This window comes from Candidatus Eisenbacteria bacterium (assembly GCA_035577985.1).
In the GTDB taxonomy this organism is placed as follows: domain Bacteria; phylum Desulfobacterota; class Binatia; order DP-6; family DP-6; genus DATJZY01.
Genome location: DATJZY010000127.1, coordinates 38,985 through 59,405, shown reverse-complemented (window position 1 = coordinate 59,405; position 20,421 = coordinate 38,985). Strand labels below are relative to the sequence as shown.

At 70.0% G+C, this 20,421-nt stretch carries 19 protein-coding genes; 15 read left to right on the top strand and 4 right to left on the bottom strand.

Going from position 1 to position 20,421, the window contains the following annotated elements:
* The first annotated feature begins 59 nt into the window (after positions 1–59).
* The 12 genes from VMS22_18445 to VMS22_18390 all read left to right on the top strand — a co-directional run bounded on the left by VMS22_18445 (position 60) and on the right by VMS22_18390 (position 11,872).
* Positions 60–1,073: an RDD family protein gene (locus VMS22_18445; protein ID HXJ36017.1), complete on the top strand. Its 1,014-nt coding sequence runs from the start codon at positions 60–62 to the stop codon at positions 1,071–1,073.
* A gap of 179 nt (positions 1,074–1,252) precedes the next feature.
* Positions 1,253–2,176 (top strand): right-handed parallel beta-helix repeat-containing protein, encoded by a 924-nt coding sequence (locus VMS22_18440; GenBank protein HXJ36016.1) that lies wholly within the window; start codon positions 1,253–1,255, stop codon positions 2,174–2,176.
* Between the two features lie 18 nt (positions 2,177–2,194).
* Positions 2,195–2,923 carry a ZIP family metal transporter gene (locus VMS22_18435; protein ID HXJ36015.1) on the top strand — a complete coding sequence of 243 codons (729 nt, stop codon included), beginning with the start codon at positions 2,195–2,197 and terminating at the stop codon, positions 2,921–2,923.
* 115 nt (positions 2,924–3,038) lie between these two features.
* Positions 3,039–3,374 carry a hypothetical protein gene (locus VMS22_18430; GenBank protein ID HXJ36014.1) on the top strand — a complete coding sequence of 112 codons (336 nt, stop codon included), beginning with the start codon at positions 3,039–3,041 and terminating at the stop codon, positions 3,372–3,374.
* 70 nt (positions 3,375–3,444) lie between these two features.
* Positions 3,445–4,821, top strand: coding sequence for a hypothetical protein (locus VMS22_18425; GenBank protein ID HXJ36013.1), 1,377 nt, complete (start codon positions 3,445–3,447; stop codon positions 4,819–4,821).
* 11 nt (positions 4,822–4,832) lie between these two features.
* On the top strand, positions 4,833–5,750 hold the full coding sequence (locus VMS22_18420; protein ID HXJ36012.1) for a metal ABC transporter substrate-binding protein: 918 nt from the start codon (positions 4,833–4,835) through the stop codon (positions 5,748–5,750).
* On the top strand, positions 5,750–6,463 hold the full coding sequence (locus VMS22_18415; protein HXJ36011.1) for a metal ABC transporter ATP-binding protein: 714 nt from the start codon (positions 5,750–5,752) through the stop codon (positions 6,461–6,463). Before VMS22_18420 ends, VMS22_18415 begins: the two co-directional genes overlap by 1 nt.
* The gene (locus tag VMS22_18410) at positions 6,460–7,344 is read left to right on the top strand and encodes a metal ABC transporter permease (protein HXJ36010.1); all 885 of its coding nucleotides are present in this window, start codon (positions 6,460–6,462) and stop codon (positions 7,342–7,344) included. Before VMS22_18415 ends, VMS22_18410 begins: the two co-directional genes overlap by 4 nt.
* Positions 7,341–9,854, top strand: coding sequence for a fused MFS/spermidine synthase (locus VMS22_18405; protein HXJ36009.1), 2,514 nt, complete (start codon positions 7,341–7,343; stop codon positions 9,852–9,854). The genes VMS22_18410 and VMS22_18405 overlap by 4 nt, the downstream gene beginning before the upstream one ends.
* Positions 9,854–10,444 (top strand): hypothetical protein, encoded by a 591-nt coding sequence (locus VMS22_18400; GenBank protein HXJ36008.1) that lies wholly within the window; start codon positions 9,854–9,856, stop codon positions 10,442–10,444. The genes VMS22_18405 and VMS22_18400 overlap by 1 nt, the downstream gene beginning before the upstream one ends.
* Before the next feature lie 289 nt (positions 10,445–10,733).
* Positions 10,734–11,327, top strand: a complete 594-nt coding sequence (locus tag VMS22_18395) for a hypothetical protein (GenBank protein ID HXJ36007.1) — start codon at positions 10,734–10,736, stop codon at positions 11,325–11,327.
* Positions 11,328–11,371: 44 nt separating this feature from the next.
* Positions 11,372–11,872, top strand: a complete 501-nt coding sequence (locus tag VMS22_18390) for a hypothetical protein (protein HXJ36006.1) — start codon at positions 11,372–11,374, stop codon at positions 11,870–11,872.
* A 3-nt stretch (positions 11,873–11,875) separates the two neighbouring features.
* Here VMS22_18390 and VMS22_18385 read toward each other — a convergent pair whose 3' ends face one another.
* Positions 11,876–12,418 carry an acyl carrier protein gene (locus VMS22_18385; GenBank protein HXJ36005.1) on the bottom strand — a complete coding sequence of 181 codons (543 nt, stop codon included), beginning with the start codon at positions 12,416–12,418 and terminating at the stop codon, positions 11,876–11,878.
* Between the two features lie 224 nt (positions 12,419–12,642).
* Here VMS22_18385 and crcB point away from each other — a divergent pair, with 224 nt between their 5' ends.
* A complete protein-coding gene (gene crcB, locus VMS22_18380; protein ID HXJ36004.1) occupies positions 12,643–13,008 on the top strand; it encodes a fluoride efflux transporter CrcB in 366 nt (121 codons plus the stop codon).
* A gap of 193 nt (positions 13,009–13,201) precedes the next feature.
* Positions 13,202–14,986, top strand: a complete 1,785-nt coding sequence (locus VMS22_18375) for a malectin domain-containing carbohydrate-binding protein (GenBank protein HXJ36003.1) — start codon at positions 13,202–13,204, stop codon at positions 14,984–14,986.
* A gap of 299 nt (positions 14,987–15,285) precedes the next feature.
* On the opposite strand, the gene VMS22_18370 is transcribed toward VMS22_18375, so the two are convergent.
* The 3 genes from VMS22_18370 to VMS22_18360 form a co-directional block, all read right to left on the bottom strand.
* Positions 15,286–17,535, bottom strand: a complete 2,250-nt coding sequence (locus tag VMS22_18370) for a sulfatase-like hydrolase/transferase (protein ID HXJ36002.1) — start codon at positions 17,533–17,535, stop codon at positions 15,286–15,288.
* Positions 17,536–17,673: 138 nt separating this feature from the next.
* Positions 17,674–18,933, bottom strand: a complete 1,260-nt coding sequence (locus tag VMS22_18365) for a VCBS repeat-containing protein (GenBank protein HXJ36001.1) — start codon at positions 18,931–18,933, stop codon at positions 17,674–17,676.
* A 44-nt stretch (positions 18,934–18,977) separates the two neighbouring features.
* A complete protein-coding gene (locus VMS22_18360; GenBank protein HXJ36000.1) occupies positions 18,978–19,865 on the bottom strand; it encodes a cytochrome c in 888 nt (295 codons plus the stop codon).
* 271 nt (positions 19,866–20,136) lie between these two features.
* Here VMS22_18360 and VMS22_18355 point away from each other — a divergent pair, with 271 nt between their 5' ends.
* Complete coding sequence (locus tag VMS22_18355; GenBank protein HXJ35999.1) at positions 20,137–20,346, top strand: hypothetical protein; 210 nt, start codon at positions 20,137–20,139, stop codon at positions 20,344–20,346.
* The last annotated feature ends 75 nt before the right edge of the window (positions 20,347–20,421 follow it).

Here is a 20,421-nt window from a genome sequence, read left to right as displayed (position 1 = left end):
TCGTCGACCGTCGTGGGACAGGCATCGACGCCGGTCGACCCGGCCGGGCTCGCTCCTGAATGACGCTCGCCGAGCCACCGCCCCCGCCGGCGAAGACCACGATGCTGGTCGGCCTCTGGCTCCGCTCGCTCGCCGACGGCCTGGATGCGGCCCTGCTGGCGCTCCTCGGATTCATCCTCGTGCTGCCGTTCCGGGAGGAGATCTATCGGCTCGGAGACCGCGGGTGGTGGCTCGGCGCCCCGATCGCCTACCTCTACGCGGGTCTCCTGCACACGAGGTTGAATCGCGGCCAGAGTGTCGCCAAATGGCTGCTCGGCATCCAGGTCGTGAGACGCGACGGGACCTTCATGTCGTTGCCACAGTCGCTCCTCCGGTATTCGATCATCAACTTTCTCTTCTTCGAGAGTCTGCTGGTCGGGGGCCTCCATGCGACCTTTCCCGCGCTCGACACCTTGCCCCTGAACGTCGCCGTGCTGGTCGTCGGTGTCTTCGTCTTCTGCGGCGTCGTCTTCCTCGTGCCGCTCCATCCCCTGAAGCAGGGCCTCCACGACCTGCTCGTCGATACCGTCGTGGTCCGCCGCGGCCGCTTCGACGGTGACGTCGTCGCCGCCCTCTGGAACCGACGCCGAGCGAGACGCGCGTGGGCCCTCGCGATCGGCGTCTTCCTCCTGATCGTCGTGCTGGGCGCCGTGCCGGTCGCACGGCTGTCCTCGGCGCTCGACTCGCCGTCGGCGACGACGGCGGCCTGGCAACGTGCCATCGAATCCGGAACCGCTCTCGAGCGGGTCTACGTCGGCAGTCTGTCGCTCGAGGAGGCCGGACACGGCGTCGACCGACAGCTCGTCGTGGCCGGGTTCCTGGCTTCGCCGCGGTTCGAGAACGCGTCCGATCTCGAGGCGCAGGCCCGGAGGGCCGCCGAGATTCTGGCCTCGCGGGTCTCCGACCGCGCGTTCAGCGCGGTGACCGTGAACGTCGTCACCGGCTTCAACGTCGGGATCGCGCAGCGACACTGGTCACGCCAGTTCCACTTCCCCATCGACACGCTCGAACCGTCGTCGACCGGTGCCCCGTGAGCGCCCGCGGGCGAACGCTACTGTGGCCCTCCGTCGTCCTCCTGCTCACGGGGACGGCCGTGTGCTCACTCGCAAAGACCTCCCGTCCACCCAGGACGAAAGGCCCGCCGCCCCGCCCGGCACACGAGACCAGGTATCCGGGATTCGGATCCAGGACCACGGGTGGCGACGGACGTCCCATGCTCGTCGTACGAACGCTCGCCGATTCGGGTCCAGGATCGCTGCGCGCCGCGCTCGCCAAGGCTGCGCGAGGGGGCGGGATCATCCGCTTCTCGATCGCTGGCGGCATCAAGCTCGACTCGGGGCTCGATGCGCCCGGGCACACGACCATCGACGGATCGTCCGCGCCGCCGCCGGGCATCACGCTCTGGGGCGAGCACGCGGGGGCTGGCGGCACGGGCGTCGTCAACATCGCGGACGCCGACGTCGTCATCCGCGGGCTGCGCATCCGCAACGGCATGAATGACGGGGTCCACATCGCGCCGCGGAACGGCCACGCGGTCGCGAACGTCGTCGTGGACCATTGCTCGATCACGAACAATGCCGACGGGGGCATCGACCTCACCGGCTCCAAGGGCATCCCCGTCTCCAACGTCACGATCATCGGCAACTACTTCGCGGGAAACGGCGGAGCGTGCCCGAAGGGGTGGTGCGGCGGGGCGAGCCTGATGGCGTACGGCGCCGATCGGGTGAGCTACTACTACAACGTGTGGGACAAGAGCCTCAGGCGGACGCCGAGTGTCACCGGAGCGGGCCGTGTCGCCGACGTCCGCTACAACGTCGTCCGTTCGCCCGAGCAGGGCGGCATCCAGATTCGCGACGGCGCCAGGGCCAACGTCGTCGGCAACACGCTCGACGGCCCCAAGGCGACGATTGCCGTCAAGCTGTGGGGCGGTCACGCGTATGTGGAAGGCAACCCCAGCGATCTCGGCGCCCGCGGCGATATTGCCCGTCCGCTGCCGGCTCCGAACGTCCCCGCCTCGAAAACCGCGGCGGAGGTGATGGCCGGCGCGGGCGCGTCGCGGCCCGATGCCGTCGACTCCTACTACCGGGACACGGCAACGACCTTCGCTCAGGTGCAGGAGAAGGACTTCCCGCACTGAAGCGGGAAGCCCGCGGCCATGAACGCCCTGCTCCTCTCGCTGGCGGCGCTCTGCTCGACATTCGCAGGGGGCCTGTTCGCGTTGAAGTTCCGCGACCGCCTGCACCTGATCCTCGGTTTCACGGCCGGCGTGCTGCTGGGAGTCGTCAGCTTCGACATCCTGCCAGAGCTGTTCGGTCTCGCGGCGGAGCACGCGCTCGATCCGGTCGGGCCAATGATCGCGATGGTCGTCGGGTTCCTGTTCTTTCACAGCGTCGAAAAGCTTACCGCCATTCATCACGCTCAGGAGGCGCAGTACGCCGATCACCATCATCCGCGGGTCGGGGTGTACTCGGCGCTGGCGCTGATCGGCCACAGCTTCATGGACGGCGTCGGGATCGGCCTCGGGTTCCAGGTTTCCACGGCCGTCGGTGCGATCGTCGCCTTGGCGGTGATCGCCCACGACTTCGCCGACGGGCTCAACACCGTCGGCCTCATGCTGGCGCACCGCAACACCACTCGTCGGTCGGTGCTGATGCTGGCTCTCGATGCGCTCGCACCGGTCGTCGGTGTGGCGTCGACGCTGTTCCTCGAGGTGCCGCCGGCCATTCTGACTCTGTACCTCGGGTTCTTCGCCGGCTTCCTGCTGTGCATCGGCGCCGCGGACATCCTGCCCGAGGCGCACTCCCAGCAGAGCTCGGGCCTCACGATCGTGCTGACGTGCCTTGGCGCCGCGTTCATCCTCTTCGTGACGCGGATCATGGGGTGAGGAGGTGCACGAAAGGGCAGCCGAGGCGTTGCGTGCGGGCGCTCATGCCCGCCCGATGACAGCCGACAATACTCCGGAAGTATGCACTACCGAGGAGCGTAGCTCGCTTGACAGCGTGCCAGGCGCGGTCTACCTGCCCTTCGGTTCCATGATCCTCGCGCGGCAGCGGCTGCTCCGACTCGCTGGACCGATCCTCCTGATCGGTCTGCTGCTCGTGCCGGTCGTCGCGGGTGCACACCATCACGCGGCGCACTCGGCGACACAGCCGTGCGCCACCTGCGCCGTCACGCAGCACACGCCTGCGGTGAGTGTGCCGGTCGTCTCCGTCCCTGCTTCGTCGCAGCTCGTCGTTCGCGTCGAGCTCGTCGGACTGGCGGCCCCAGTGGTGTCGGCGGTTGGCTTGCCGACCAGTCGCGGACCGCCCACGATCCTTCTCGCGCTAGAAGCGTAGCCCCACCCCGCACGTCGTCACCGACCGCCGGGGTGGTCACACGTCCCGTGGCAGCAGGAGGAGGCAGGCGATGGCAGCATGGCAGAGGGGCATCCGCACGGTGAGCGCCCTGCTCGTCGTGACCGCGATCCTCGAAGCGCGCGCCGCGTCCGCGGCCGATCAAGGCACCGTGGAGCAGCTCATGCGCGACTTCGAGGCGATGAAGCGCAGGCTCGAGAAGGTGGAGAAGCAGACCCAGGAGCAGCAGGAGGTCATCCGGCGGCAGAACGAGAAGATCCAGCAGCTGACCGGGCAGAGGGTCGCGCCACCCCGCAAGGCTGCCGCGCCCGTCGTCGCGACCGAGGCGCCGACCACCACGCGCGAGGAAGAGCTGAAGAACGAGGTCACGGAGAACATCATGCGCCGCATCCAGCCGAGCCTGGCGGCGGCCAACAAGACGTTCGCGTCACAGTTCAACCCGGCGATCGGCTTCGTCATCGACAGCGTCGCATCGTATAACGACAAGGAGGGCGGCAACTTCGAGTTCCGCTCCGGCGAGATCGGCATCTCGGCGTCGGTCGATCCGTTCGTGCGCGGCTACGGCATCTTCAACGGCACGAACGACGGCGTCGAGGTCGAGGAGGCGGCGATCGTGACGACGTCGTTACCCTACAACCTCGCGTTGAAAGGGGGACGTTTCTTCGCCGACTTCGGACGGCTGTCCAAGTTCCACGACCATGACCTGCCGTTCGTAAACCGCCCGCACGTGCTCGACGAATACGTCGACGGGGAATCGCAGGGCGACGGTATCGAGGCGAGCTGGCTCGTGCCGATCCCGCAGTACCTCACGCTGACGGCGGGGGCGTACAACAAGATCGGCGCCGAGAACGAGCGCGTCAACAACAACGTGCCGCGCAACTACTCGGAGTTCACCTACCTCGGGCGGGCGTTCACCTTCCTGTCTCTCTCGGATTCGAGCTCGATCGACTTCGGCGTGAGCGGCGGCTTCACGCCGGTGGTGAAGGAGGACCAGCGTGACACACGGATTCTCTCCGGCATCGACGTCACATATCGCTACACGCCCCTCAGCCAGGCATCCTACCGCGGTCTGGTGTGGGGCACCGAAGTGCTCATGAACTCCGAGAATCGCCCCATCGGCGGTTTCGGGGACGGCAATACGCCCCTCGTCTTTCGGCACCAGAACGCCGTCGGGCTCTATAGCTACATCGAGCCGCGTCTGACACGCCGCTTCTACCCCGGCTTCCTGTTCGAGTGGGTCCAGGACATCAACCCGGGCGTGGGCGAGACGCTCGCGTACTCGCCGTATCTCACGGTGTGGGCGTCGGAGTTCCAGCGAATTCGCCTACAATACACGCGGCTCGAGTCGCCGGGCGAGCACGCCAACGAATTTTTCCTGCAGTGGACGGTCGTTCTCGGTAGCCACGTCCACAGCTTCAAGGACCGGTGAGGAGGAATCACATGACACGTCCACTGTTCGCTCTCATCGTCGCGGCCGCGCTCGTCGTCCCAGGGCGCGTTCCGGCCGCCGACAAGCTGAAGATCGTGACCACCATCCCCGACCTAGCCGACATGACGCGCCAGGTGGGCGGCGATCGCGTCGACGTGACGAGCCTCGCGACCGGCGTCGAGGACATCCACGCCGTGCCCATGAAGCCGAGCTTCGCGGTCCTGCTGAATACGGCCGACGCCGTCGTGGTCGTGGGCCTCGAGGCCGAGCACGCGTTCATGCCGGCGCTGCTCGAGGCGTCGCGCAACCCGAAGATCCAGCGCGATCAGCCGGGCTACATCGACACCTCGGTCTATATCACACCGCTCGAGGTGCCGGGCCGCATCGACCGCTCGCTCGGCGACCAACACCCGATGGGGAACCCGCACATCAACCTCGACCCGGTGATGGGAAAGGACATGGTGCGGGCGATCGCCGACGGGCTCTCGCGCCTCGACCCCGCGAACGAGGCCACCTACAAGGCGAACCTGGCCGCCTACACTGCGAAGCTCGACGCAGCGATCGCGCGCTGGGAGAAAGAGGCCGCACCGCTTCGCGGCAAGAAGCTCGTGAGCTACCATCCAGACATGGTCTACTTCGCCGAGCGATTCGGGATGGAGCCCGTGGGCACGATCGAAATCCGCCCCGGCGTCGACCCGACTCCGGGACACATCGAGGAACTCGAGGCGCAGATGCGTCGCGAGAAGGTCGACATCGTCGTACGCGAGCTCCACTACCCCGCCACCTTGGCGGAGAGCGTGGCGCAGGCCACCGGTGCCAAGCTCGTCGAGCTGCCCGCGATGGCCGGCGGGCTTCCCGATACGAAGGATTACATCAGCTTCGTCGACCACAACGTGCGGACCATGGTGCAAGCCGTCAAAGGAGGGTGATGTCGAAGCCGATCCTGGCGCTCCATGACGTTAGTCTCGGCTACGACGGCCGCCCGGTGCTGCAACACCTGACATTCGAGGTCGAGGAGGGCGAGTTTCTCGCTCTGCTCGGCCCGAACGGGGGCGGGAAGAGCACACTCCTACGTGGCATCCTCGGACTCATGGCGCCGCTGACCGGGCGCATCGAGCACGGGCTCGACCGCAAGGCGTCGCCCCCGGGATACGTGCCCCAGCGCGACACCCTCGACCCGATCTTTCCGCTGACGGCGTCCGAGGTCGTCCTCATGGGCACGTATGCCCGGTTGGGACCGCTCCGCCCGGTCGGCCGCAGCCAGCGTCGCATCGCCGCGACCGCGATCGAGCAGGTAGGTCTCACGAGCATCGCGGATGCGCCTTTCTGGGCGCTCTCCGGCGGCCAGAAGCAGCGCGTGCTGATCGCGCGCGCGCTCGCGGCCGAGCCGCGCGTGCTCCTGCTCGACGAGCCGACGGCCGGCGTCGATCCGGGCGCGGCCGCGGCCATCATGGAGGTGATCTCGCGCCTCAATCGCGAGCAGGCGATGACGGTGATCCTCGTCACGCACCAGCTCCGCCAGGCCCGCCCCCTCGTCCGTTCCGTCATCTGGGTGGAGGACGGAACGGCCAGGAAGGGGCCCACGGCAACCATGCTGTCGCCCGAGCGCATCGCCGAAGTCTTCGGCGCCGGCGTCGGATGAGCACCTTCGTCCAGATCCTTCGGCCCGACTTCCTGTTGCGGGATGCGCTGATCGGGAGCGTCGTCGTCGGCCTCGTTTGCCCGCTGGTCGGCGCCTATTTCGTCCTGCGGAGGATGATCTTCCTCGGCGTGGCGCTACCGCAGCTCTCGGCGGCGGGCATCGCGTTCGCGTTCCTCGTCTACGGGATGACGTTCGGGCAACACGAGCACGGCGCCATGGGCGAGCGAGCGCTCGCCATGATCGGGTCCTTCGCCTTCACGCTGGGAGGGCTGATCGCGCTGGCGGCACTCGAGCGCCGAGGGCGGGAGACCATCGACGGCCGGATCGGTCTCACCTACGCGATCGCTACCGCGCTCACGATCCTCTTCCTGGCCAGCGATCCCTACGGCGAGGCCCAGATGGTGAACCTGCTGAAGGGCGACTTCCTGGCCACCACTGCCACGAGCCTCCGCGGCGTCGCCATGGTGCTGGCCGCCGTGGTGGTCGTGCTACTGGCGTTTCGGAAGGAGCTGCTCCTGGTCTCCTTCGATCGCGAGCTGGCGCTCGTGTTCGGGAAGCGCGTCTGGGTGTGGGACGGCCTCCTCTATCTCGTGATGGGCGTCACCATATCGCTCGGCGTCACCACGGCCGGACCGATCGTCGCCTTCGGCTTCCTCGTCGTGCCGCCCCTGACGGCGCGGCTCGTGACGCGGCACATGCTGACGTTCTCGCTCGCCGCCTCGGCGTTCGGGGGGTTCTCCGCGTTCGCCGGGTTCTATCTCGCATATCTGGCCGATCTCCCGCTCGGCCCGACGCAGGTGGCCTTCGCCGTGCTCCTGCTGGCTGTGGTCGCGTCCGCGACGACGCTGCGTCGGGCGGCCCTGCGATGGAGCGCCGCGTGACCGCCGTCCTCTGGGCCTGCTTCGTCGTCTCGGGCGCGGCGGCGCTCGCGCTCGAGATGCTGTGGATGCGCTCGGCGTCCCTCGTCTTCGGCGGCACCGCGGCGACGGCCGCGAGCGTCCTCGCGTGCTACTTCGTGGGCCTCGCAGCCGGTGCGCTCCTTGCCAGCCGCGGCAGCGCGCGGCCGGTGCGCCGCTACGGCGCGCTCGAGCTCGGCGCGGCGGCCGGCGCCGCGTGGTCGGTCGTCGCGTTCGCCCTCCTCGGAGGCGAGGATGCGCAGGCCGCGCTAGCCGGAGCGGGCCCGCTCGCACAGCTCGGGGCCGCCGCGTGCGCGATCCTTCCGGCGACGATGTGTCTCGGCGCCACGCTTCCGACCCTCGGCCACGCGCTCGCGCGCGACGCGGTCGGGCGGCGCGGTGGCCTTCTCTACGCCCTCAATACCCTCGGGGCCGCGGCGGGCGCGGCCGCGGCGGGCTTCGGGCTTCCGGCGTTCGTCGGCGTGCGGGCGAGCTATGCGATCGCGATCCTTTGCGGCGCCGGCGCGGGCGCGGCGGCCCTCGTCGTCGGCGACCGGACGACCCGGTGCGCACCTGACGCGCGACCGCCCGCGCGGGACCCGCTGCCCGCGCGCCTCGTCCTGGTCGCGGCCGCGACCGGAGCGCTCGGCCTCGGTCTCGAAGTGCTGTGGACGCGCATCTTCGCGCAGGTGCTCCACAACTCGGTGTACTCCTTCACCACCGTCGCGCTCGTCTTCCTCGTCGCCATCGCCGCCGGCGCGGCGCTGGCGGGACTGCTCCTCGCCCGCGTTCCGGCAGAGCGCATCGCGGCGACGGCGCTCGTCGTCGCCGGCGTGGGCACCGTCGGCGGCTACTGGCTCTTCGTGTGGCTCACCGATGGCCTCGCATACGTCGGCATGAAGGCAGGCCTCGCGGAGTACGTCGGCCGCATCGTCGCGTTGGCCGCCGCGACCGCAGGCCCGGCGGCGCTGGCTGGCGCCGCGGTCCTCCCGGCGCTGTGGGAGGAATTCGGCATCACCAGGGGACCGGCGCGGCCGATGGGTCTCCTCACCGCCGCGAGCTGTCTCGGCGGCGCAGCCGGGGCGCTCGTCGCGGGCTTCGTCGTCGTGCCGGCGCTCGGTGTACGCGGTGGCCTCCTGCTCGCCGCGGTCGGCTACGTCGTGCTCGCCGACGTCGCGTCGCCGGCGCGCGGGACCTGGCGGCTCCTCGCCTACGCCGGTCTCCTCGCCGTCATCGTCGCCGATCCGCTCCGCGCCCCGCTGACGCACCTGCGGAATTCCGTCGAGACGATTCGCGCCACGCTCGAAGGTCCGTCGGGTATCGCCACGGTCGTCGACAGCGGCGTCGACACGCAGCTCCGCCTCGACAGCTTCTACACGCTCGGCGGCAGCGCCTCGGCCGCCAACGAGCGACGCCAGGGGCTCGTCCCGCTGCTCCTGCATCCCGATCCGCACCGCGTCGCCTTCATCGGCCTTGCGACCGGCATCACCGCGAGCGCGGCGCCGGCGCTGGGCGTCCGCGAGACGACCGTGATCGAGGTCGTCCCCGAGGTGGCGACGCTCGCGCGCACGCACTTCGGCGTCTGGAACGACGGGCTGCTCGAGCGCGACGGCGTGCGCCTCGTCGTCGGCGACGGGCGTCGCCATCTCGCCGCGAGCGACGAGCGCTTCGACGTCGTCGTCTCCGACCTCTTCATACCCTGGCACGCCGGCGCGGGCAGCCTCTACGCCCGCGAGATGTACGAGACGGCCGCGCGCCGGCTTGCGCCGGGCGGGCTCTTCTGCCAGTGGCTGCCGCTCTATCAGTTGACGCGCGAGGAGCTCGACGTGATCGCGCGTACCTTCCTCGCCGTCTTCCCCCACGTGACGCTGTGGCGGGACGACTTCTACGCGGACCGGCCCGTCGTCGCGCTCGTCGGCCTGCTCGAGCCGCGCACGCTCGATCTGGAGCAGGTGGGCGAGCGTATCGCGGCGCTGCCCGAGGCCGCGCGGGACACCGTCGTCCAGTCGCCGCGCGGGCTCGCCATGCTGTATGCCGGCGACCTCACGGCCGCGGCCGACCTCTTCACCGCCGCACCGCTCAACACCGACGACCGGCCGGTGATCGAGTTCCTGGCGCCGCGTCTCACACGCATGTCGAGCGCCGGCGACAAGGACTGGTTCACGGGCGAGGCGCTGGAAGCCTTCTATGCATCGCTGGCCGACCAACCGCCCGCGCTGCTGCCCCCAACCGACGACACCGGGCGCGGGCGCCGCGCGGGCCTCGCGCTCTTCCGCTACGCGCTCGCGAGCGCGCGCCACGACGACCAGGCGGCGGCACGCCATCAGGCGGACGTGCAGCGCCTCGTGCCCGAGGTGGTGGCGGCGGCCGACCGCTCGCCGGCGGTCGACCCTGATGACGCGTTCGCGCGCCTCCGCCGCGAGGAGTCCCAGCTTCGGCGCCAGGTGAGCGAGATGGAGCGGCGCCTCGCCGATCTCGCGGGAGGTGACGAATGATGTCCCGTGCGCTGACGTACCTGCTGCCGGCGCTGCTCCTCGCATGCGCGGCGCCCACGCCGGATCCCCCTCCGAGCACGGTACGAACGATCGCCGTCATGCCGCCGGGCAACCGGACCGGCGACGGCCTCCTCGTTACGGGCACTTCGCTCCTCGAGAAGTACGCCTTCGACACCGCCCGCACGACGGTCGGCGACGTCCTCGCCGCGGAGCTCCGCATGCAGCTCGCGCGCCGGGGGTTCGCGGTCGTGCGGCCGGACGTCGTCCAGGAGGCCACGCAGGGCCGGGCGGTCGGCAGCCCCGACGCGGCGGTCGAGATCGCCCGTCACGGGCATCTGACGGAAACGCTGCTCGTGGTCGCGATCGAGCAATGGGAGCCGAACGGCGGCACGAATCCCGACTTCGTCATCGTGGCGCTCGAGGCGTCGCTCGTCGATCCCGGCACGGGCGCCGTGCTGTGGCACACGCACCGGCGCGCCAGCCCGATCCCGACGCCGGGCTCGGTGACCCTCGCGTCGGGCTACGAGATCGCCGCCGCGAAGGCGGCCGAGGAGCTGGTCGGGTCGTGGCAGGCGCCCGCGGGGCCGTAGGCTCGTCTCGGACTGCCTGCAATCGCCTGCTGCGCAACGCCCCGCGCATCGCCTGGTCGGCGTCATCGTTCACCACGGGTGACGCGAGCGCGCGACATGACGACGGCGCGGCGGAACGCTATCAAGAGGATGTGCGCCGCCTCGTGCCCGGAGTCGTAGCTGCAGCCGAAGGTCCACCCGCGATGGATCCGGACGACGGGCTCGTGCGCCTGCGGCGCGAGGAATCGCAGCTTCGCAGTCAGGTGAGCGAGATGGAGCGGCGCCTCGCAGAGCTGACGAGAGGAGACGAATGACGTCGCGCGCCACGCTGCTGCTGTTGCCGCTCCTCCTCATGGGTTGTGCGCTGCTGGCACCCGCCCCTCCTGCGGACCCGATGCGAAGAATCACGGTGCTGCCACCCGGCAACCGCACCGGCGACGACCTCCTCGTCGAGGGCGCGGCGCTCCTCGAGAAGTACGCTCCCGATACGGACCGCGTGACCGTGGGCGACGTCCTCGCCGCCGAGCTGCGCGCGAGACTCGCGAAGCGCGGCTTCGCGGTCGTGGCGCCGGACGTCGTCCGCAAGGCGACCGAAGGGCGCGGCGTCGCCAGCCCCGAGGCGGCCGTCGAGCTCGCGCGCAACGGACACCTGACCGCTCCGCTGCTCGTCGTGTCGATCGACCGATGGGAGGCGAAGCCCGGCACGCATGCCGACTTCGTCATCGTCGGGCTCGACGTGTGGCTCGTCGATCCGGCGAGCGGCGCCGTGGTGTGGCACGCGCACCGCCGTGCGAACCCGATCGCTACGCCGGGCGCGGTGACGCTCGCATCGGCCTACGAGATGGCGGCCGCGAAGGCGGCCGAGGAGCTGGTCGGGTGGCTGGGTGCGCCCGGGCCGTGGTAGCCCCCGCGGGGCTCGCAGTCCCCTGGGGCCCCGTGCTAGCACGCGTGATCCCTCGACTTCTCGGCATTGCCATCGTCGCGGCTCTCGCCGGCTGCGGCGCCGCGCCGACGCTCCCACCGCCACCGACCGACGTCACGGCGGTTTCCGTAGCGCCGGTCGTGAACAAGACCAAGTGGGAGCTCGTCACCTCGGGCGACTTCATCGGCGCCAAGTTCCTCGGCGTCTCGAAGAAGACGGTGATGGACGTCATGCGCGAGGACACGGGCAAGATGCTGCGCGATCGCGGCATCAAGGTCGACGTGGCCGGCGCACCCGTTTTGAAGATCACGCTCCAGCACTTCGATCTCAATACGCCGCAGCTCGACTGGGTCGACGTCGGGCTCACGGTGACGCTCACCGATCCCGACGGCACGGTGCGCTGGAGCGCCGAACGATCGAACTGGCTCGTATCGACGCAGCTCTCGCCGTCGATGCCCGCGGCCTACGAGACCGCGGCGCATGCGGTCGTGCGCCAGCTCTTCGAGGACTGGGGTACGAAGTCCTGAGGTTCAGGCGACGGCGCGTGCCTGCGCCGTGCGGTGCACCCACACCTGCACGCCGCGCGCGCCGAGCGTGCCGAGGCGACCGCAGAAGCCGACGAGCGAGCTCCACGATGTGTCGGCCGGCACCCAGACGTCGACGCGGCCGCCCGTAGCGAGCCGCCGGGCGTCGTCGACGGCCGTCGCCGTGAGATAGGGCGTCAACACCCCGACGTGCTCCACGAAGGGCGCGGTCGCCGCAGCGGCGGTCGTGAGGCGCACGCGCACCATCGGCGTGGGCTCGTGCTCGGTTCGACGGTGCCCGAGGGCGCGCACGATCGCGTCGACCAGATCGGCCTGCGTCCGCACGCGACCCAGCACCTGGGTCGGAAGGTCGACGCCGAACGCGTGGCCGATCTCGCCGGCCAGGCGCGCGAGGTCGGCGGGCGTCGCGCCGAGATCGTCGCGGAGCCGCGTCGTTGGGCGCACCTCCTCCCACACCCGGCCGAAGTAGCCGCACACGATGCGTCGCAGGCTCGGCTCGACGTGCTCCTCGAGCCCGAGCCAACCCATCGCGCCCGAGCGCTCGGGCGCGTGGGCGGTTCGGTGCGGAGTGGGGCGGGTGGACAGCGCGGGCATGCTCCTTCAGCACGCAGCGTGCCGGCGCGAAATCTCGAGATGCTGCGCGGTCGGCCGCGTTTGGCGGGGCGAAACCGTCCGCACGGGGCGCTTCGACACGGCGATGATTCCACATCGCGTTGCCCTGTCCACCGTCCGTCCACTACAAGCAGGCGCGAATGAACTACCTCCTCGTCGGCGTCGGCGGCTTCGTCGGTGCCAACGCCCGCTACATCGTCGGCCTCTGGCTCGCGACCGCTCTGGGCGCCGCCTTCCCGTACGGCACGATGGCGGTGAACCTCACCGGCAGCTTCGTTGCCGGCGTTCTCCTGGGCGTAGGCGACACGCGCGGCCTGGCCGACGAATCCCGCCTGCTCCTCGTGACCGGGTTCCTCGGCGGCTATACCACCTTCTCCGCCTTCACCGTCGAGACGATGCGGCTCGCCGAGCAGAGCGGGATCGCAGCGGGGATCAACGTCCTCGCGAGCGTCGGCGTCGGGCTGGTCGCCGCGGTGGCCGGCCTCTACGTCGGGCGCGGGCTCTGAGGCAGCCCGGAAGGCCCGTCGCACACCTATGAGGCGCGTGATCGGACGGCCTCGGGGTGTCCCCAATCCGGGCTGACCAACTGCGCGAGAGGCTTCCTTTCTCGGCAGATCGGCATGGGGAATGACCCCCCGCGTCACTCGGGGAGCTATCTTGCGCGGCGAGGACCTGATCGCGTACACCAAATGGAGACCCGTGAAGGACCTACGACCGACCGTCCTCGCCGTCCTCGCGTGTCTCGCGATCGCAAGCCCGTTCGTCTCGTCTGCGGGAGCCGTCGCCATAGACGCCGGGGGCGCGGGGTCCGGCTCGTTTTCGGCCGACGCGTTCTTTTCTGGCGGCTCGACCGGTCGCTCCACGACGACGTTCGATCTGAGTGGCGTCGCCGACCCGGCGCTCCAGGACGTCTACCAGTCGATCCGCTTCGGGACCTTCTCCTATTCGTTTCCCGGTCTGGCACCCGGCGCGTCGTACCGGGTCCGCCTGCACTTCGCGGACAGCTTCAACACCGTTCCCGGGCGGCGCGAATTCGACGTCGCGATCAACGGCGCCCAGGTCCTGACCGACTTCGACATCGTCCGCACTGCGGGCGGGCCACGCCGTGCCGTGGTTCAAGAGTTCGTCGCCCAGGCCACCGCAGGAAACATCGTCGTCAGGTTCACGCCCGGTTCCGTCGGTAATCCCCAGGTGTGCGGGATCGAGGTCCTCGCGATCGCGTTGCCGCCCCCCGACATCGACCTCGCCCTGTCTCGGAGCGTGATCCGGATGGGCCGTCCCGGAAGCGCGACGGCAGGCGTCACGGTCACCTCACTGAACGGCTTCGACGGCGACGTCGCGCTCGTCGCCTCCGGCTTGCCGGCGGGCACGACCGGCACGTTCACGCCGGACCACCTCCTGCAGGGAGGCGCCTCGGTCCTCACCTTCACCACGTCCCCGACCACACCCTCGGGCGCGTATCCCGTCGTGGTCTCGGCGACGTCGGGGAACGTCACCCACACGGCCGGCCTGACGCTCAACGTCATCCAGGCCCGGAGCTTCGACCTGTTCGCGTCGCCGCAGTCACAGTCGCTCGATCCGGGAGTCGCCGCGGTCATCGACGTCGAGCTCGACGCGATCAACGCCTTCACCAGCACCGTGGCGTTGAGCGTGCGCGGCATTCCGGCCGGCGCGGTCGGCTCCGTCGCCCCGAACCCCGCGCCCGTCCCGGGCACCTCCATGATCCTCGTCGCCACCGCGTCGACGACGCCGCCGGGCTCCTATGCGTTGACGATCACCGGCAACGGTGGAGGCGTGTCCCGCACGCAGGACGTCACGCTGGTCGTGACGGCGCCGGGCGGAGAGAACCCGCCACCCCCACCGCCCGGCGATTTCACGTGCACCGAGGTCATCGGCTTCAGCCAGACACTCATGTGGCACGAGACGCCCGAGTTCCAGCAGCACATCGACGATGCCAGGTGGCAAATGCGCTTCCAGGCCGGCGGCGACGTCGACGTATGGGCCGACCCGACGTCCGACGGCTGGAGCCCGCCGGTCGCCACGCAATGTCTGGGCTCCGGCTCCCCGGTCCTGTGCTCGCCGTGCGCGCAGGGCTCGAGCTCGCCGGACCGGGTGATCCTCACCATCACGTCGCACACCTACGATTCGAGCGTGCCGACGTGGGCGCAGCGGATTCGCGCCGCGATCGCCACGATCCGGCTACAGCACCCGCAGGCGAGACAGATCGTGCTCCAGTCCGTCGTCGGGGGTCCCGGCGGCGCGGTCTGCCCGACGTCTGCCAACAGGCAAGGCATCCGTGCCACCTTCAACCATCCCTACATCGATCAGGCGATAGCCGCCGTCGTCCCGGACAGCCCGGATCTCGTCGCGGGGATCTCGCCCGTGGTGGAGACGTGCGCCCAATTTACGGACGACCTCGGTCACCTGGCAGCAGCAGGACGCGCGTTCGTCGGGCAGGAGATCGGGCAGTACTACGCGCAGTAGCCGCCGGACCGCGGCGCGAGACCCCGCAGAACTACGCGCGCAGATGCCCGTGCGTAGTAATCCCGGATATCGAAGTCTCGAACGCAGGAGTACGGTCCGTCGCAATGCGGGCTTTCACACGGCTCCTTCATGGCGAGCGCAAGCGCGGGCGGGTCGGTCCGGCAACCGGCCGGAGTCCGCGGGCGCCGTCCTCCTCCTGCCCGGAGGCCCTACCCACCCCACGGTGAGTCGCCGCGACCCGGCCACCTCCAACCGGCCGGAGCCCGCGGCGGCGGCCGTGGCGTCACCTTTCGGGGCGCCTACTCGTTGCAGGTGAGCTCGGCCGGGCAGCTCTCGCCCGCGCCGCACAGCGACCCACCGCGCAACTCCGCGTCCCACCAATCGTCGAGGCAGCAGGCCATCCGTCGCAGCGTCGCACCGTAGGGCCCGCTCTCGTCCGAGAAGAGCGCTGCGACCGGACCGCTGGCGTGCACGTCCTTCTCGTCCGGATCGAGGAACAGGTCCGTCATGTCCGCGCCGCCGACGGTGTCGTACATCTTCAGCATGCGCGGCGCGCACAGCCGGCGGCAGGCGGTCGCGTGGCCGTTGACGGTCGGACACTCGGGGCAATCGGTCGCCGTCGCGCACGCGACGTCGGGCGCGTTCGCGCACCAGGTCGTGTCCTTGGCGACGCACGCCGCAGGCGCCTTCAGCAGCGTCGTGCAGGTGGCGTCGTCGATGCACGGCGGCCCCGCCTGACATTTCCCGCCGAGGCACACGGTGCCCGACGGGCAGGCGCCGCACGCCTGTCCGCCGTGCGCGGCGCAGAATCCGCCCAGGCAGAACCCGGACGCGCCGCAGTCGGCGTCGGCGGCACAGACCGTCCCGCCGGTGAGCGTGCATCGGCCGACCGCACCCGCACCGGCGAGGAGGTAACGCCCCCGCGACGGCCGCACGGGGCGCTGCGTCTCGTGGCCGCACAGGGCGCGGCGCAGCGCGGTCGCCGGCGCCGGCCCGCCCGGATTCGAGACGAGCTGCGCGCGGAAGTCGCGCCCGTCGCACGGCGTGCCGTCGTAGTCGCTCTGCGGGCAGCTCTGCGTCCCGGGCGCCGTGCCGAGCGCGAAGCCGAGCACGCTCGGCAGCACGTCGGTCGAGTGCGCGAGCGCGAGGCTCGTGATGCCCGCCGGCGCGACGGCGGTCGGACCGGCCGTCTGCCCGCGCGGATCGAGCACGATGAGACGCGTGCGGTAGCCGTTCTCCGTGAAGTTGTGCTTCGAGTTCGGGAGCTGCCACCCGTTGTCCGAGAGGTAGACGAAGATCGTGTTCGCCGCCGGATCCGGCGCGACGCTCGTCACCCACGTGCCGCGGCAGGCCTGCTGCGTCGTCTCCTGGAAGCGGCTCTGCCCGTTCGGACCGATGCAGTGCGGGGCGCTCGTCGTCTGCAGGAACTTCTGGAACTCGCGCAGGCTGGCGTCGGCGAGATAGACGTTGGCGTAGTACTCGCGCACGGTGCCGAAGTTGTTCTCGTCGAACGCGCGCACGCTGGGCGCGCAGGTCCCGCCGCTGCAGAGCTGACCCAGCTGGAAGAAGCCCGACTGCCCGTCGGCGCCGAAGAGGTAGCGCCCGATCGCGTCCGGAGCCCGCAGCGGCTGGTGCGGAATGCGCGGCGCGTACCACAGGAAGAACGGCTGCATCGAGAAGTCGCCGGGGCCGCCGCCCGGCGTCTTGTAGACGAGCGAGTCGAGGAACGTGAACACGTCCCGCATGTGGCTGATGGTGAACGGATTGTACGTCGCCTGCGTATCCGAGCCGCAGAGCGGCGTGCCGCCCTGGGGACTGGACAGACAGTCGATCCTGCCGATCGTGCGCTCGCCCACGTTGATGCGCGCGTCGAAGCCCGTGTCGCGTCCCGACGAGGCGGTGAACTTGCCGCCCTGGAGCGAGCAGTAGCCGCCGATGCTGGCGTCGGGGTCGAACGGATCCGCGACCGTGCCCGGCGCCCGGCCGAGCTGCCGCAGCGTGCGCGGGATCGTGAGGTAGCGCTGCGCGATCTGGCTGCGGAAGCCGCCGAAGCTCTTCTGGTAGCGGCCGGTGAGGATCGAGTTGAGCGACGGGTAGCACCACGCGGCCGTGTTGTGCGCGACGGCGAACACCGTGCCGGTCGCGGCGAGCGAATCGAGGTTCGGCGTCACGGGCGCGGGAATCGGCGTCCCCGACTGCGCGCTCCGGCACTCGCCGGCGCTGCCGTAGAAGCACTCGCCCTGATCGTCGGAGATCATGAGAATGACGTTCGGACGGCTGGTGACCGTCGGCACGCAGCGTGTGCCGCCGACGGCGCACACGCCGCTCGCCGGGCACGGGTTGCCGCCGGGGCACGCGCCTTCCTGCGTCGCGCAGCACGGCGTCGCACCGGCCGCGTGGCGACTCGAGTAGAAGACGCTCGGCGGCTCGCAGAACGATCCCTTCTTCGGGCCCCACACGAGGCTCGCGTGTCCGAGCGACGGGATGGCGAGAGCGAGTGCGACGGCGAGTGCAAAGCTCGACCGCACGCGGCGCGGACCGCGGAGCATGGTTCGTCTTGGGTACGTCGACCCCCGAATCGGTGTCAAGAAGAATTGTCGTGGAAGTGCGAGGGGTTCCGCCCCTTTCGTGCACCTGCGCCCGATTCCGGCGCGCCGCTGCGACTCAAGTAGTAGCCGGCCCGCGGCTCACAGCTTCCCGTGCGTCACGTTCCAGGTGATGTCGCCCTTCTTGAGTGGGACGAGCACCGTCTTCGCGAACCCGCTGCCGTTCCATTTGTACTGTCGCAGCTCGGCCTGGTCCTCGGACGCGACGTAGATCTCGAGCGCGCCGTCGCCGTCGAGGTCGGCGAGGTCGACGGGCTGCTCGAAGCCGGTCGATTGGGCGTCGATGAGCTTCGGGGTCCAGCCCTGCGGGCCCTGCTCGATCAGCCACAGACCCGACGCGAGCGCGCCGGCGACGAGATCGATCTTGCCGTCGCCGTTGACGTCGCCCGCCTGGATCGCGCGCATCTGGCGGTCGGGAATGGTGGTGACGACCGAGGACGTCCACTTCCCGTCCTTCATCTTGTACTGCTTGATCGTGACCGGACGCACGAGCGCGCCGCCCTGGCCGACCGCGCCCTCCCAGACGACATAGAGCTCGTCGATGCCGTCGCCGTCGACGTCGGCGGTGAGGATCTCCTTCGCGTGCGTGTCACCGGGCGCGTCGACGACCGACTTCTGCCAGCCGCTCGGCGTGTGCTTGTACATGCGCACCTCGCCCGGCTGCTCCTGGTCCAGCTTGTTCGGCTTGGACGGTGTGGCGAAGAACTCGGCGACCTTGTCGCCGTCGACGTCACCGATCTCGATCTCGTGCACGAACGTGTTGGGCTCGCGATCGACCTCTTCGACGCGCCAGCCGTCGTCGGGATGGAGGACGGCGATGACGCCCTGATCATGCGTCGCGATCACCCATTCGGGCTTGCCGTCGCCGTCGACGTCGCCCTGCTCGATGTCGCGCAGGCGATCGAACTTGCCGCCGAACTTCGGGTTCCAGTGCGTCGCCGCCGTCCACGCGCCGTCCTTGAACGTCCACGTGCGCAGGAGCGCCTGCTGGCCCCCGATCGTGAGCAGCCCCTCGGGCGTCTGCAGCGCCTTGTGGAAGACGTTGCTGTCGGGGTCTTCGAGGACGGTCGCCGTCCACCCCTTTTCGCCCTTGCGGACGATCGTGAGCTTGGCGGCGCCGGGGATCGACGCCTTCTTGCCGTCGGCGCCGACCTTGTCGACGAACTGCGCCTCCGCGACGAAGAGCGCGGGGAAGGGACCACCGGCGATCGGATCGCGGCGCGGCTCGGCGGCCGGTGCCGCCGTCCCCTGGGTTGTCGACGCCGGCTCCTCGCCGCCACCGCACGCGGCGAGCGCGAGCGACATCGCGAGGGTCGCGCTTCCCCATCCGAGCTTCGTCATCGAATTCCTCCCGCGCGCCTGGCTGCCGGCTGCCTGCCCGAAAGTCAACGCGGAGCCGCCGAGAGGCTCGGCGCGCGATAGATCGGCGGCCACATCTGCTGCGTGTGCGTGTGCTCGCCGATGAAGCCATCGAACTCGAGACCCAGGGCCTGCGCGGTGGGATTCTCGACGAACGCTTGCAGCGCGGCGGGGTCGCGGAAGCCGAAGATCGACGTGTAGGGGTTCTGCTCGCGCGTGAAGTCGACGTAGGTGTCGATGCTGATGACGCCCTGCTCGAGGAAGCGCCGTCCGCCGCTCTCCTTCATCCACTGCTCGAAGGGCTCGAGCTGCCCGGGCTTCACCGCGTACGATTGCACGAAGAACGCCTTCGCCGGCTGCTCCGGCGCTTGGGGGCGCGCGAACACGTTGGCCGGGACGACGGGCGCATTGCCCATGACGTGCCCCGCATGCGCGCCGCCCGTCCGGAGCGAAGAGAGGTACGTGACGATGTCGCCGAGCTGGCGCACCGTCATCTCGGGATAGTCGGGCATGACGGAATGGCCGTCCGGTCCGATGTACCCGGGGCCTTCGATCAGCACGGCGTCGGGGGAGAGAATCGCTTCGGCGAAGTAGGCGGGCGGATGGTGCGCGCCCATGCCGGTCAGATCGGGGCCCACCTGCTCGGCCGTCGCCTTGTTGGAGAACGATTCGCCCTCGACGCGGTGGCAGGACGGGCAACCGAAGTCGACGAAGGCCTGGCGGCCCGCCGCGATCTCCCCCGCCGGCGGCGTGAGCTTCCAGCCCGGAGGAACGCCGCCCATCCGATGGAGCGCGTCCATGGTGACGCGGATGCCCGGCGTTCGCGTCCGTGTCGCCGTGTCCCCTGGCCCGCCGGAGCTCCCTCCGCACGCGGCCAACACCGCAAGCAGCATGAGCCAAGGCATGCGGGTCATGCTGGCGGTGCACCTCCAGGCTGTAAAGCGCGCGCACGCGCTTGACACGGAACGTCCATCCAAGGCATTGTCACCCACAGTGACGAGACCGCTCGCAGCGATGTGTTGTCGTTGTATCGAGGCCCGGGGGGCTTCCTGCGCGCGCGGTCACTTCGATCGAACGTCCTGACCATCGTTCCAACGTCGTGAACCAGGCCCGGGAGGCTCATGCCCCCCGGGCCTTTTCGTTTCCGCGACCGAACGAACGACACGACGACGAAAGGACGATTCGATGAAGCCTCAGACTCCCAAGACCGAACTGCAGCTCCGCTGGCTCCGCCTCCGCCGGCATCTGCGCTCGTGCAACACGAGCGCGCGCGCCCTGCGCGACGCGAGCCGTGCCCTCTCGGCCACGTCCGAAACCGACGTCGGCATCGTCCTGCCGGCACGGAGCCGACTTTGTCGTGGCTCCGGCGCCCCGGCGGGTCTTCTGGCGGCCTAGCCGCATCGTCTTCCCCCAGCTCCGCTTCCTACCCGAGCACGCCGCCGCCACCGCGACCGGCGTCCAGCCCGCGCC

Bases quoted from the DNA above. Each gene is read 5' to 3' on its own strand.
- VMS22_18445 (HXJ36017.1), top strand. From the start codon at position 60: ATGACGCTCGCCGAGCCACCGCCCCCGCCGGCGAAGACCACGATGCTG.
- VMS22_18440 (HXJ36016.1), top strand. From the start codon at position 1,253: ATGCTCGTCGTACGAACGCTCGCCGATTCGGGTCCAGGATCGCTGCGC.
- VMS22_18435 (HXJ36015.1), top strand. From the start codon at position 2,195: ATGAACGCCCTGCTCCTCTCGCTGGCGGCGCTCTGCTCGACATTCGCA.
- VMS22_18425 (HXJ36013.1), top strand. From the start codon at position 3,445: ATGGCAGCATGGCAGAGGGGCATCCGCACGGTGAGCGCCCTGCTCGTC.
- VMS22_18420 (HXJ36012.1), top strand. From the start codon at position 4,833: ATGACACGTCCACTGTTCGCTCTCATCGTCGCGGCCGCGCTCGTCGTC.
- VMS22_18415 (HXJ36011.1), top strand. From the start codon at position 5,750: ATGTCGAAGCCGATCCTGGCGCTCCATGACGTTAGTCTCGGCTACGAC.
- VMS22_18410 (HXJ36010.1), top strand. From the start codon at position 6,460: ATGAGCACCTTCGTCCAGATCCTTCGGCCCGACTTCCTGTTGCGGGAT.
- VMS22_18400 (HXJ36008.1), top strand. From the start codon at position 9,854: ATGTCCCGTGCGCTGACGTACCTGCTGCCGGCGCTGCTCCTCGCATGC.
- VMS22_18395 (HXJ36007.1), top strand. From the start codon at position 10,734: ATGACGTCGCGCGCCACGCTGCTGCTGTTGCCGCTCCTCCTCATGGGT.
- VMS22_18385 (HXJ36005.1), bottom strand. From the start codon at position 12,418: ATGGGTTGGCTCGGGCTCGAGGAGCACGTCGAGCCGAGCCTGCGACGC.
- crcB (HXJ36004.1), top strand. From the start codon at position 12,643: ATGAACTACCTCCTCGTCGGCGTCGGCGGCTTCGTCGGTGCCAACGCC.
- VMS22_18370 (HXJ36002.1), bottom strand. From the start codon at position 17,535: ATGCTCCGCGGTCCGCGCCGCGTGCGGTCGAGCTTTGCACTCGCCGTC.
- VMS22_18365 (HXJ36001.1), bottom strand. From the start codon at position 18,933: ATGACGAAGCTCGGATGGGGAAGCGCGACCCTCGCGATGTCGCTCGCG.
- VMS22_18360 (HXJ36000.1), bottom strand. From the start codon at position 19,865: ATGACCCGCATGCCTTGGCTCATGCTGCTTGCGGTGTTGGCCGCGTGC.
- VMS22_18355 (HXJ35999.1), top strand. From the start codon at position 20,137: ATGAAGCCTCAGACTCCCAAGACCGAACTGCAGCTCCGCTGGCTCCGC.